The sequence below is a fragment of the Alteromonas sp. I10 genome, from assembly GCF_003201515.1.
Taxonomy (GTDB): domain Bacteria; phylum Pseudomonadota; class Gammaproteobacteria; order Enterobacterales; family Alteromonadaceae; genus Alteromonas; species Alteromonas macleodii.
The window spans coordinates 78,061-91,749 of the sequence record NZ_QJJN01000006.1 but is presented as its reverse complement, the minus strand read 5'-3'; the positions used below and the strand labels follow the sequence as shown (position 1 = coordinate 91,749).

General features: G+C 39.6%; 11 protein-coding genes and 1 tRNA gene. 7 read left to right on the top strand and 5 right to left on the bottom strand.

Features of this window, described 5'->3' with window-relative positions; translation table 11 throughout:
* Positions 1–51: 51 nt before the first annotated feature.
* From mutY to BZA03_RS12790, 7 genes are all read left to right on the top strand, one after another.
* Positions 52–1,119, top strand: coding sequence for an A/G-specific adenine glycosylase (gene mutY / locus BZA03_RS12820; RefSeq protein ID WP_110288991.1), 1,068 nt, complete (start codon positions 52–54; stop codon positions 1,117–1,119).
* 59 nt (positions 1,120–1,178) lie between these two features.
* Positions 1,179–1,451 (top strand): oxidative damage protection protein, encoded by a 273-nt coding sequence (locus BZA03_RS12815; RefSeq protein WP_014947929.1) that lies wholly within the window; start codon positions 1,179–1,181, stop codon positions 1,449–1,451.
* Positions 1,452–1,770: 319 nt separating this feature from the next.
* A tRNA-Phe gene (locus tag BZA03_RS12810) sits at positions 1,771–1,846 on the top strand.
* A gap of 843 nt (positions 1,847–2,689) precedes the next feature.
* Positions 2,690–4,147, top strand: coding sequence for an HAD hydrolase-like protein (locus BZA03_RS12805; protein WP_110288990.1), 1,458 nt, complete (start codon positions 2,690–2,692; stop codon positions 4,145–4,147).
* A complete protein-coding gene (locus tag BZA03_RS12800) occupies positions 4,140–5,114 on the top strand; it encodes a DNA-processing protein DprA (protein WP_181417297.1) in 975 nt (324 codons plus the stop codon). The genes BZA03_RS12805 and BZA03_RS12800 overlap by 8 nt, the downstream gene beginning before the upstream one ends.
* Positions 5,111–5,899, top strand: coding sequence for a hypothetical protein (locus BZA03_RS12795; protein WP_110288988.1), 789 nt, complete (start codon positions 5,111–5,113; stop codon positions 5,897–5,899). Before BZA03_RS12800 ends, BZA03_RS12795 begins: the two co-directional genes overlap by 4 nt.
* Entirely contained in the window at positions 5,892–6,593 is a 702-nt protein-coding gene (locus BZA03_RS12790; RefSeq protein WP_110288987.1) for a hypothetical protein, read from the top strand. The genes BZA03_RS12795 and BZA03_RS12790 overlap by 8 nt, the downstream gene beginning before the upstream one ends.
* Before the next feature lie 210 nt (positions 6,594–6,803).
* On the opposite strand, the gene BZA03_RS12785 is transcribed toward BZA03_RS12790, so the two are convergent.
* The 5 genes from BZA03_RS12785 to BZA03_RS12765 all read right to left on the bottom strand — a co-directional run bounded on the left by BZA03_RS12785 (position 6,804) and on the right by BZA03_RS12765 (position 13,684).
* Positions 6,804–7,739: a hypothetical protein gene (locus BZA03_RS12785; protein ID WP_110288986.1), complete on the bottom strand. Its 936-nt coding sequence runs from the start codon at positions 7,737–7,739 to the stop codon at positions 6,804–6,806.
* 158 nt (positions 7,740–7,897) lie between these two features.
* Positions 7,898–8,125, bottom strand: a complete 228-nt coding sequence (locus BZA03_RS12780) for a hypothetical protein (RefSeq protein ID WP_110288985.1) — start codon at positions 8,123–8,125, stop codon at positions 7,898–7,900.
* Positions 8,126–8,247: 122 nt separating this feature from the next.
* The gene (locus tag BZA03_RS12775; RefSeq protein WP_110288984.1) at positions 8,248–8,997 is read right to left on the bottom strand and encodes an HNH endonuclease family protein; all 750 of its coding nucleotides are present in this window, start codon (positions 8,995–8,997) and stop codon (positions 8,248–8,250) included.
* A 294-nt stretch (positions 8,998–9,291) separates the two neighbouring features.
* Positions 9,292–11,970 (bottom strand): DEAD/DEAH box helicase family protein, encoded by a 2,679-nt coding sequence (locus BZA03_RS12770; RefSeq protein ID WP_110288983.1) that lies wholly within the window; start codon positions 11,968–11,970, stop codon positions 9,292–9,294.
* Positions 11,963–13,684, bottom strand: a complete 1,722-nt coding sequence (locus tag BZA03_RS12765; protein ID WP_110288982.1) for a site-specific DNA-methyltransferase — start codon at positions 13,682–13,684, stop codon at positions 11,963–11,965. The genes BZA03_RS12770 and BZA03_RS12765 overlap by 8 nt, the downstream gene beginning before the upstream one ends.
* Positions 13,685–13,689 lie beyond the last annotated feature (5 nt).

Below are 13,689 nucleotides of genomic sequence, written 5' to 3'. Positions count from 1 at the left end.
GTCGCTAAGTAGAAAACGACCTAGCGGTAGTAACTGCCCATACAGACGATTATGACAGAACAACAATATACAGGTAGCTTTGCAGAGCGAGCACTCGCATGGTTTGATAAACACGGGCGAAAGCATTTGCCTTGGCAACAAGACGTTACGCCTTATAAGGTGTGGGTGTCGGAAATAATGCTGCAGCAAACTCAAGTCACCACGGTAATTCCCTACTTTAAACGCTTTATGGCGTCTTTTCCCACCGTGCACGACTTGGCTAAGGCTTCTCAAGACGACGTGCTTCATCATTGGACTGGGCTTGGCTACTACGCAAGAGCAAGAAATCTTCACAAAGCTGCGAATACGCTGGTAGAAAAGTACAACGGCGAGTTTCCCTATAGTCTAGAAGAAGTCATGGATTTGCCCGGCATAGGGCGATCTACCGCTGGGGCGATACTTTCGCTATCTCGCAATATGCGCTTTCCTATATTAGATGGCAATGTGAAGCGTGTGTTGGCCCGATACTATGCAATAGGCGGGTGGCCGGGACAGAAAAAAGTAGAGAATCAGCTTTGGGAAGTGGCCGAGAAAAACACGCCCACTAATTCAGAAGGCGGACGTTGTGCCAACTATACGCAGGTGATGATGGACTTGGGCGCGATGATCTGTACGCGAAGCAAGCCAAAGTGTGATGAGTGCCCGCTTCAAGCCGACTGTATTGCCTACGCCCAAGGCGCGCAAGCCGACTACCCGGGTAAGAAGCCGAAAAAGGCGCTACCGGAGAAATCCACCTATATGATGGTGGCACAGTTTAACAGCCAAGTGTATTTAGAGCAGCGTCCCTCAACAGGGCTGTGGGGTGGCCTATATGGTTTTATTGAGGTGTCTTCAATAGAAGAGGGGATTGAGCAGTTGGCCAAGCGAGGTATCAGTGTCGACGAAACCCGAACGCTTGAAGGGTTCCGTCATACCTTTAGCCATTTTCATTTAGATATCACCCCGGTGGTGGCCGTGGTAAACTCTGCTCCATCAAAGCGCGTAGCCGAAACGGCATTTCGTTGGTTTTCGTTGAACGAGCCTATTGAAGTTGGTTTGGCGGCACCTACAACCAAGATTATTCAGCAGTTAATGCGTTAGGCGTTCTAAGCCCAACGCAATATTTTTTGCTAAGCAGATAGCGAACGAAAGGAAATAACATGGCAAGAACGGTATTTTGTCGCAAGCTTCAAAAAGAAGCTGATGGCTTAGATTTCCAACTTTACCCGGGGGAGCTGGGTAAGCGTATTTTCGACAACATTTCTAAAGAGGCATGGGCTGAATGGCAAAAAAAGCAAACCATGCTAATTAACGAACACAAGTTGAATATGATGGAGCCGAATGCCCGTAAGTTTTTAGAAGAAAAAATGTCGGCATACTTGTTTGACGACGTAGAGCCTACGATTGAAGGCTACGTTCCGCCTGAAAAATAAGCAAAAAAGCGTTTTTTGAGCAAACAATGCGCAAACAGTAATAAAAGCGCAAAAAAAGCGAGAAAAACGGTTGACTTGTGAAGGCGAAAACCGTTTAATACGCACCCACAGCAGGACAGGCAGTAAACGCCTAGAACGCTAACAAGTTTCAGCCTCGATAGCTCAGTTGGTAGAGCAGCGGATTGAAAAGTGCAAGCACTTCCAATCAGATTTACCAGAAAAGCTTTTGGAGCAATAGTTTTAAAGTTAGTAAGCACTTCGATAAAGCTTGCAAAGTTTTGCAAAGTTTTTTATAAAGCTTACATAGCACAGTTTAAGTGCCTCGATAGCTCAGTTGGTAGAGCAGCGGATTGAAAATCCGCGTGTCCCTGGTTCGATCCCGGGTCGAGGCACCATCATTCAAGCCCTTGCAGAAATGCGAGGGCTTTTTTGTTCTTACTGTTTGATCGGTAGTAAATACATCAGATTCAAAATCGATTGCTAGCGATAGCGTGGCGGTTCAAGTCTGCCCACTGGCAACATCTCTTCATTATAAAGCTCTTGTTCAGCAGTTAATTCATAAATCAACTAATGCACTTCCCTCACGGTTGAAATGCCTGACGAAGCTCCAAGCCAATTTCTATACAAACCAGCCCCTCTTAAACTATAGTAGGTTTTTTACTAACAGGCTCCAAATTTTCAGAACGCTGGGTTCACTGATATACACTTATATGGCTTGGCAACTACGAGCCGGAACCAGCATAGACGTAATTACGCGCCAGTATGTTACTATTTCCGCCATGATTGAACAGTATTATAGCAACGTAAAACCTGAAATGTTTGCCGATGCTTTACCTGGAATTACGTTTGAGCCAAAAAAGGCCTCAGCCCAATTCTAAGAAAAAACAAGCTGTAGATGCCAAAGATATGAAGCGTGATGAAAAACAGTTCAAGGAGTGAGCTTCAGAGTATAAGAAATGTGGGGCATCTATTGTTAAGCATAGTACGTAGTAGGGACATGCTTTAGGCATGAGTAAAGTAATATGTTTATGCTAGCTTTACATTTCTAGATGCTTGTAACCAACGGAAGACGCGTTAAATCTCAGATGGAATTGATTATGAAGTTAATGGGCTTCAATCGAAAAAACTGATACCGCCTCCTCATTGCCAACATCCGTTACAAGAATTAGATTTTCCTATACACTATGCTTATATTCGTGTTTCACATCTAAATAAACTATTAAACATGGAGTTCATTTATGGCTCGGAAGCCAATTAAAGCAGTTATTTTTGACTTAGATGACACCTTAATACTTAGCAAAAACCTAGAGCCCTATCGCAGAAATGTAATGCATGATGAGTTAGTTGATAATCTCCATAACGCAAGGCTATTTCCGCAAATAAAAGCAATCTTGTCCGGCCTGAGAGAAAAAGATATAAAAATAGGACTCGTGACAAACTCACCTAGACTGTACACCGATACCTTACTAAAGCACTTTGGTATCTTTAACTATTTTGACTCGACTCTATGTTTTGACGACGTGACACCTGATATAAAGCCCTCTCCAAAAGGTATTCTCAGACTGGTAAAAGACTTTGGGTTCGAGCCAAGTCAATGCATCTATGTGGGCGATCTCGATAGCGATTTCGAGGCCGCCTATCATGCCCGTGTAATTCCAGTTGCTCCTAGTTGGGCAACGAAAAACCCAATATCTGTCGCACCGTCGGTAGTAATTAACTCTGATCAATTACTGAAAGACTTAGCAAATATAAATAGAATTCAATACATTGCAGAATTAGCGTCGAATTATACTCATTTCAAACCTAAATCAGGTTCTATGTACTACTTTATCCCTCTCAATGAGGATGCTCAAATTGTTCCTCTCAAAAAGGAAGAAGTTTCGAACATTGCTCTAGGAAGATACTTTAGTTTAAGAAGCCCATTAAGCGCCACTTTGCATTCAGAGCATAATTTATCTAAACACATTTTTTCAAAGGAGGAGCAACCACTTTTTGAAGCTCCCGATTATTGGATAGAACTCTTTTCATTTGTAATAGACAAATTGCCTGAATGGTTTTTTGGTAACGGCGTCGCGTTTGACGTGGTTGCAGTGATTCCATCCAAGCCTGAGAAAAATCAAAGATTAGAACAGCTTCTTGAAAGAGTTGCCGCCAATTACCAAGAGGGTCCGACTTTCATTGAAGACCTATTTTTCTTTAATGAAGGCAGCAAAAGCCTTAAGACGTTGGGCAGTAAAGAGAATAGAATACAAGAGTTGAGCGTCAACCTTCATTTCAATTTAAAATACTCCGAACTTGTTCGCGAGAAGAAAGTGCTTTTAATAGATGACGTAATAACTACAGGCGCTACTTTGGCGAGGGCTAATGAATTGCTCCAACAATACTGTAACACGCGTGCGGTTGGTTGTTGTTTAGCCAAAACAGTCAGAACAAGTAGTGATTACGTTCCGTGTACCGAATGCGGCAGGCCTATGCAAGTGCGTAGAAATGGCAAAACAGGAATTTCATTCTACGGATGCTCAGGTTACCGAGAACCTATTCCGTGTAAGAAAACTCAACCAATTTTCGAAAAGGAGTGCCCTCACTGCGATAATTTACTGTGTAAGCACTTTTACAACGGTAAGTATTTCTACGGACATGACTTTAAGAGCCAAGGCAGAGAATGCACATATAGCGAAGATATTAATAATGATTGAAGAGCATACCCATAAGCTCATTGCTTTATCTAGGCTTAAAGGTATTGGTAAAACAAAGCTAAATTCTTTAATACATAACGGTGAGCTAGATAAATCAATAGAAGACATATGTAAATTTAGTTTAAAGATGGATTTTGCTATCTCTGACTTCGAAATAGCAAAGGCATATGCAGATTCTCAGCTAAGAGAAGCCAGCAGATATGGGCATGTTGTTCTTACACCGTTAAACCCAGATTATCCTAAGCAATTAAATCTATACAAAGAACGTCCTCCTATTCTCTATTGTGCTGGGAATCCGAAAGTACTAAATCAACAAACTGTAGCTGTGATCGGCACAAGAGAGCCTACTGAGTCGGGTGTTGAAATCGCCAAGCGGTTGACATCTTGGCTTGTCAATGAAGGGTTTTGTATTGTTAGTGGATTAGCTAAAGGAATAGATACTGTCGCTCATGAGACTGCAATTGAGTCTCAAGGAAATACGGTAGCGGTTTTAGCTCATGGGTTGGATAAAGTGTACCCGGCACAAAATAGAGCTCTTCTTGAGGACATCACTAATAGATTTGGGTGTGCAATTAGCGAGTATGGATACGGAACAACGGTTAGAGGACAGTTCCTAGTTCAAAGAGATTATATTCAAGCTGGCGTTTCCCAAGGTGTAGTTCTAGTTCAAAGTGACTTAACTGGAGGGAGCTTACATGCATCAAGAAAAATTTTGAGTTATAATCGCGCACTTTTTGTTGCTGGGCAGTCTAAATCAGATATTGCGTCTGGAAAACGGAAAATAATGGCAAATATGCTTTTGCTCAGTTCTGATGAGGTCGAAATAAAAAAAATACTAAAGGTAAATAGTTATCCAAATGAATTGCTGTTTAAGTTGCAGAGTAAGGATGACTACGGTGCAGCAATTAAGCTGCTTCGTGAGAAGTCAGCCTGCAGCATCGCGAATGAAACTAGGGGATTGTTTTGACATCACAAAATGATAAGAATATTGAAAATCTTATCAAATATGTGCTTCTTACAGCTGGTGAAGAAGACTCGTTTTTTGAACGGAGTCTTGGACCTATTCATATTCTAAAATATCTTTATTTGGCGGACTACTACTACGCTATGCGGTCTCAAGGCTTGACGTATACTGGAATCGAATGGAAATTCCATAACTTTGGTCCATGGTCATTACCAACGTTTCAGATGATTGAGCTAACTTTACTTGGGGCAGGAGCTACTCACAGTCTTTACAGTAGTAAATTTGGTGAGGAGGATGCGGTTAGGTGGTCCTTAATCAATAGTGATTTACTTGCTCAAATTAAACAGCAAATTCCTCCTTCTATCACTCGAAAGTTGAATAGCTGTATTCGCAAATTTAAGAAAGATACAGAAGAACTTCTAAATTTTGTGTATAACACCGAACCAATGAGAAATGCAGCGCCACGCGAGAGGCTAGACTTTACCGTTTTAACTTTTGATGAAGAAATTTCTGTCGATGATTCACTAAAAATACACTCTTTATCAAAAAAGAAACTAAGTAAGTTCAAAGAGCGAATCTCATCACTTAAAGACAAGCAAAAAGCTGGTCTGTTTAAGAAAAGTGACATACCTCAATTGGTGACAACACCAAGATATGACGAAATTTATGAAGCAGGTTTAGCAGCGTTACAGGAATCTGAACTAGACGAAGATATCTCTAAACGTTTCCAAGGACGTTTTATGAATGATATTTGGAAGTCACCAACAAGAACAGAGATAGATGACTGATATACCATTTGATTGTATTAGAAGCATAGTTGAGCCGTGGTGGGTCGAATCACACGAGGTAGGAGTAGGCTCACTAATTTTTGCAAATATTTCTCAATATGAGCAAATCCCCCTAACTCTGAACCCTGTCGGTAGAGTTGAAGCAACTCGTCATGACTCAGCAGAATTTGAAATAGCGCCACTTATGGCTACGCAAAAAGTAGCCAAATCTCAACTCCCTGTTGCGGCTCTATCGCTAAACCCTGATGAATATTGGAGAGCTTACAAAAGCAAGATGCGTCCATGTTTAGTCATTGCTGAACCTGGCACCGTCGTTGACCCTAATTTAACAAAAGGTTCTCCAAAAAGAAACTACCACCCATTTTACCTTGCGGCTCCGTTTTACGGTGTGAAAACTGGAAAGCGTGCTGGATATCCTGCCGCTTTTTTAGAGCGAGTAAGGCATTGTGAGTATCCACAATTTATGTGGGATTATCTTCCTCACCAGAAAGGTGAGCAGTCGCTATTACGCCTAGATCAAATACAACCTGTTGGCGCACATTATCAGGCATATCGTGACTCAGGATACAAGCTAAGCGACGAGGCTTTCGATGTTTTTAATACGCATTTGAATTGGCGGCTTTCGGGAGTTTGTGAGGATGACACTCTTTTGGCAGAATTTAAGAAAGAGATAGAAGACGCATTCACTTCTTAGCCGATATTAACTTCAAGGTAAGTTAGATAAATAGTATGAATCTCTATTCACCTTACTAGGGAAGAATCGAATAAGTCCCTTAGAAGCTCAGATGAACCTGTCACTTCGATCCATGTCCTACCAGTAATCTCTACTTATCGAAAAATCTATTAAAGCAGGTATCGTTCGCAGACGTAGAATATAAAAACATCTTAGATTTTGGAAACCAAGTCACTCGGCAATTCTGAGCATAAAATGATTAAGGTTGTTAATCTCAATATCATACACCTCGAACTCCTTACCATTATGTTGAACTGTCTTTAAATGGGGGTATGCACTGAGAAAAAAGCAGTCAATATCTTCATCCAAATCAATAAATTCTCGTATTTTTTCCTCAAAATAGGTTCTTTTGTAATAGTCTGCGATACTAGCTTTAGGGATGTAGGCACTTATTGAATGGCCTGAAACTCTGTCTTCAAAAATGACACTAAATGAAAATTTGTAATCCTTTATTTGTTTAACGCGACCCCAGTAGATAAGCCCTTCGCGATCTTCAAAATAACGAATTTGCTTAAAGAAGAAATTATAGTTGGCTCTTAAATCGCCAATAGTAAGTGGCATGGCTTTAAGAGCACTTCGGTCATGCTTGTTTGCCACGAAGCTCTCGACTATATGCTCAAATATGCTGGTTTTGTTTGGACTCGATTTAGTGTCGCTATCGCCTGTTTTTTTCCTAGGCTTAATCTTTTGCACGCTGTCAGCAGGATCGCCTGTACCCTCATCATCACGCTTTTTCTTACGGACATATTTCTTCCTTTCTAAAAGGAATTCAGATGGATGGTTTGTGTACTTTATGCCTTCATCATGAGAGGTTTCAGGATCTCGGTCGATAATGTCTTTTTCTGGAGAATCATAAGGACAAAATTCCCAATGTTTTGTACTTTTTTTATCTTTAAAGTGCGGGGTCTTTTTGTACTTCTTACTTCGCGCATTAAACGTCGTCAGAGCGCACAAGTTATCCACTTCAAGACGACACTTATGATTTGGGCATAAAAAAAGGTCTGATGAAAGCTCGTAATCACCGTCTTCGGAAAAGATTAGATCTCTAAGCTCGTATATAGTCACGCAATCATCCAACGTTTTGCTGTAAGCCTTATCAAACTTCATGATAGTGTCCACTAAACATTTTTATTCCGAAATAAATATAGCATCTTAGAATCAATTTTTTGACAGAATTAAAAGCTAAATCCATGTTTTAATTGATATTAATTGCATTTTTTCTTTATGCGTAAAATTATTATTTTAAAGAGCCGCATTCAGTTTAGCTAGGTGACTTCCAAAATTTGCAGTATGTCTTTCTCAAGAAGAAGCATTTCATCAATCAGTTCTTCATCTGTAAAAGCAGAAAACCTAGGATCTCTTTTTACATCAAAAAGTGGCGTTACCTTCGAAACAAAACGCCTAAACGCCTCTGTACCGTCGATGTCGGATGTATAAGCAAGGTAGGTATCTGCGACAATAGCCTTTACTTCGTCAGCATATGAACGTTTCATATAAAAAAACCTATTTACGATAGCGATACGAATAAATCTAACTGGTTATCATCGAAGAAGTAACTGAACTAGCGCACTGTTATTCTGTTTATTGTAATGAAATTTCTGTAACGTTTCGTGGGCTAATTATCAGTGCAAGCACTACGCATTTTGCTGATGACTCTTTTTTCGCTAGGAATGAGCTGAAGAGCATACTTATCGACGACTTCCATAAACTTCGCTATGTATTTGCATCGATAAGCATGATTCGGTGGTAACCACTCATCTAAGCCCTTAGCACCTTTCTGTCTATTAAGAGATGCTTTTACAAGTAAAAGGTTTTGCGGGTCATTTGCAAACGCTTGTCGTTTATCTCGGGACCATTTATCCCCACCATGACCATGTGCAAATTTGAGCGGAACAATGTGGTCAAGGTCAAGCGTGGTAGAGTCGGTAAATGTGTCACCTGAATACGGGTCATACCATTCACCGACAACAACTTGGCATCCCCTATCAGTTTTAAACTCAACAGGAATGCTAGAAGCTGATATTAACATTTCATGACGTGTATTCTGACAATCACTATCATCATCAATCCAATGCGGCCAATCAGCTCTATCGTACTCACCAGTAAAAATTCTTCCTTCGTTCAGCGCTTCCTTCTCAGCCTGCTGGTATGCCGATTTTGCTTTGGGTAATCGACCACCACTTTCAAGACAGGCTGTAATAGTACTAAAGACTTCGAAATTTTTGGTTCGATTGTAAGATGCGCTCGACGTGTCATGACATATACCAGAGTTACTCTTTTTTACTTGGGTATTAGCATCACTGGGAAATGTGCACGCAAATATAAAAAAACTCAGTAGGATGAGTATCGGTGTGTTGCGATTCATGGTTGCCTTGTTCTTATCTTTTTTACATATATGTTGTATTGCCTAGGTTATGAATTATTATCACCTTTAAATGAGTTCCCAATTTTTCCAATGTTAGTAATACGCGAGCCAGATCGGCTAACATGAATCAGCTTTGCTTTATGGCTTGCTAACGGCCGTGCTGAAAAAATTTGAAAAGTTGCTTTTAAGTCGTATTAACAGTTGCTGTTTTAGTTTGTTTTCTGTGTTGATTTATTGAATATCGCCAATAAATCAACACGCCCTTCAAAACAAAGTGATATGAATAGCAACGCATTAAGACTCTAAAAACTGTCTCCCATATGTGCCATCAGCGGCTTGTTTGCCGGCAATAATTTCATATTGCATCCCGGAAGCGACGCCTAATAACTCTGCGGCATCTTTCTTATCTTTAACATTTTGGGAGTCAATCATGTGCTCGCCTTTTACCTCCACCATGACGTAAGAACCGTCCTGCTTCTTAATCAAGAAGTCTGGGTAATAGCTGCGCACTCGCTGAGTTTCGCTATCAACATAATGAATAACGAAATCGCTCTGGCCATGCGTTAGCATACCTGTAAACCAAATGTTGTCTACTTTCTGATCTTTCAGCATATCCCAGAAAAACTGTCTTTCTGGGTTAGAATCAAAGCAATAAGTATCTAAGTGGAAGGTCTTGTGTTTGTTCTCGGTAGCAGCAGAGTCGGCTTTCCGTACTACTTTGTCCTTAGAAGCGGTTACTTGATAGTAACCTGGGTCTATCGGTGGTTCTTTGACGAGCTCCACTTCAAACTCTTCGGTTATATTTTCAGACTCAATTTCATACATTTCTCGGAAAAGACGAGGAATTACTTCATCGTATAGGACTTCGTTAAATTTATTAACGATTTTAACAATGCCATCTGTCGTTTCTTTTGTTGCCTCCAGTATCTTCTCGATAGTTAAACAAGGCTTGTTAAGATATCGAGCGATTTCTGAAACTAACATTAATTTAGAAAATGTACGTTGCTGTCTTCTGTCAGAAAGGTCGGTGTTCGTACGTACATTTGCTCCCATATCTTCAGGTGTTATTAGACCGTTTTGTTCTTGCACAATGAGTCTGTACTTGGCTAAATCAACCTCATCTAGTCCTAGTTTGAAACCATCTTTAAGATCCTTGTTCTCGACAAGTTTGAATTTTCGGCGAACACGTTTTATCGGAATCTTAATCGGTGGTTGTTCGACTCGAATTTTGTAAGTCTCATTTTTGGAACCAATATCTCCCATCTCTTCGGCACTTATACGGAAGTTTGCTTGTAGTTCTTTGTCCAATAGAGCCATGTTCTCATTGGTTAAGAAAACATGACCAGTATGTTGAACTCCGCCAATAGCTCTCAAGCAACGCATAGTGGCCTGTAAGACAAATACTTTTGATTTAGGCTCTCTGTATAAAGCAACAGAAAATAGCGAACGACAATTCCACCCCTCACGTCCTTTGTTTACCAACAATATAAATTGCTTTTCAGATTGCGGTGTATCTAATCGATTAAATTCACGAATATCACCATCCGTAGTAACCTTGCTATCCCCGACATTGACTAATATTCTTTCTGCAGAAATACCGTGTTTGGCCAGTATTTTCTCAACGGCAGGACGCACTTCAGATGTGATCTCTTCAACAGTCGTTCCAAATATGGCCATCTTGGGTAGCATGTTTTCAGGTCGAAAATCTTTTGTGCTTTCTAAAAACTCTTCAATTGATATTTCGAGGAATTCTTCATGACGTGTATTGCTATAACCTTTGAGCTTAACTTGTTTTAGGTAGTTATTATCAATAGCTTTTTTAAGGCTGTATGCATAAACAACCTCAGGCAATACATCCTTTCCAACATAAGGCGTACCAGTATAGTTGTAACAACCAACAACACTTGTACCTGCATGCCTTAGATTGATAGCTAACTCATCGATAGTGGTACGCAGTGAGTTTTTGGCTTTTTTTACACCCATATCTTTAGCTAGTTTGTCACCAAAAGCATGGTGAGCTTCATCCACAAATATGCCGAGTTGAGGTAATCTTTTTAATTTTTCAAAACGTTGATTTGTTACCAAATCAGCTTCGCCTTCTGGTGCTGCATTCATTGTCTCAGGATCTAGACCTAGCATCGCAGCCATGTTGCTACCAACACCATCTAACCCTTGGTATAGCTCTTTTCCAGAGCTGAATAATTTATCTGTAGAAGATTTGCCTTTATTGTCACGTTTTAAGATGATTTTTTGACTGTTAGACACAATGATATTGAATTTAGAACCATCCATTGTATTAAGTGAGACGCCTGCATCTTCTAAGTAATGAAATTTAAACTCAGAAACTATGGGCATATATTCGGCTGGCACTACTTTAGAGTGATCAAATGATTCTATTTCTCTAAGCGATTGTAATACTGTCTTATCCGGAGCAAAAACCAATGCGTTTTGGATAAACCGCTCGTCATTACCCTTTTTGTTGCCTGCCAAAAAGTCATAAAATATGCAGGTTGCCATAAGGATGGTTTTTCCTGTTCCCATGGTTAAAGCAAAAATATAGTTCGGGTATAATCTGCCACCATTGCTGGCTTTCATACGCTTGAAGATGCCTTTGTAGTCCTTTTCTGACATTTCCCAAAACATATCGCCTTGGACTAATTGGCCATCAACAGCTTCAATGCCGCCAGTTACTTTGTTCTCAAACTTTCCAGCATTGTTGTACCAATCTTCGAATAGCTGATATACAGGTTTGTTATCGAGAAACTCTTTTAGGAATACGTAAATTTCTAAAGCTTCGAACTGTGGTTTGCGCAAGAAACTTCCGGGCCTAGATGGCTCATTGAAGTCCAAAAATGCACGACTCAATCGAGTATAGTTCTTTCGAATTAATCCTCTTTTTTGTTTATAAAATTCATGTAGATGTATATAAAACGAATGGTTTAATTCGAAGTTTTCTTGAGCGGTATTAGGCATATGAGATCACCTCTTCATATGACTCTGATAATAAATCGGTGACTTTGATTTTTATATTGGTCGCCCCTTCAGGGATTTCGTACTCCCCTTTAACAAATTCATTTTTCTCTGGAATATCAATAATAGTTGGTTCCATTACTGCACCATCATAATTCCAGTCGACCATGACTGATTCAACCATTTCTCGCCACTCTCTTACATCTTCTTTTTGTAGGCTGAGCTTTTGTAAAAGATTTCTTGGATAAAAGGCCTCAATTATTAGCTTACCATCATCAGAATTTATAGAGGCTTCAGAGTCATACTTAAAAGTTAAGTCAGCTTTATCTCTTAGGATATCGACCACTTGTACGTTAAGTTTGTAACCTGATTCGTTTTCTAGCGTAGCGCCTAAGCCTGGTTCATGCCCCATACAAACAAGCATAATATCTTCTACTGGTTTATTTGGTGCTTCGGCTTTTCGCTTTTCAAATGTTTTGTAGGGAAAATTTGAAATTAGATCGTTAAGATCTTCTTTTGTTGCTATGCGATTAACAGGCATAACCTTAACTTTGAAGCCATCTTTCTCTCCATCATAAGCGGATGTTGACTCAAGCGGCTGTACTTCTAATGCCTCTAAAAGTAATTCTCTTGCTTCAATCGGGTTTTTAAATAGCTCATAATTATTGACAGAATATACTTCAAAATTAGCGCCTTCATTTAAAAGTCTTTTTGATGTAGTTTGAACAGCAGTTAAATTAATATCCGCACCGATAAATTTTCTTCCCAGCTTGCAAGCCGCTAATTGAAAGCTTCCAGACCCCATAAAGAAATCAAATACAATAGACTCTTTAGCACTAGATGCCGCTATTATTCTTTTCAATAATTTTTCTGGCTTTTGCGTAGGGTAATCAACTCGTTCTTTATCTTCTCGGTTCAGTTGTTCTATATCAGTCCAATAATCTTCCGGTATTTTTCCTTCGTCCATGTAGTATACGTATTCTTTACCAGTTTTTTTATCCACTTTGGACTGATACGCTCTTCCGTCAGAGTCGTATTGAAGTTTCATATGAGAATTAGGCTTTCTATCAGTTCTTACATTTTTATCCTTATCATTAAAGTAATGGTTTCTCTTGGCACAGGGAGATTTAGAGTAAAAATAAATAGTGTCATGTTTTCTTGCGAAAAAGTTATTACCTTTTCCTCCAATTGAATAACACCAAACAATCTCATTCACGAATGACGAAGGACCAAAAATTTCATCTAACATACAACGTAAATGATGGTTTTTATGCCAGTCACAGTGGAGGTATATAGCTCCTTTTTCGGATAACAACTCTTTGGCCATGATGAGTCGCTCATACATAAACTGTAAGTATTCGTCGTTATTCCATAAGTCAGTATATTGCTTTTCTTCAAAGGAATTTGAGTCTGTTTCAGTTTCCAAATCTTTAAGTTTAATTTTCTTCTTGTAGTCCGCTTTTGAATCGAAAGGAGGATCAATATAGATTAAGTCAACTTTACCTCTAAATTTTTTTAGTAAATGACTCATCACTTGAAGGTTGTCGCCCCAAAAAACTTTGTTTATCCAACCATTTTCATCTTCTTGCCCGTAGACTTCTTTCAGTTGCGCAGGGTAGTACTGTGTAGAACGGAAAGGTCTCTTACCCTTCCAATTAAGCATCGGGTAGCTTTTAATTGGTTCAAATTCATACTTTTCTACATTTGTGTCTATCATGAGTA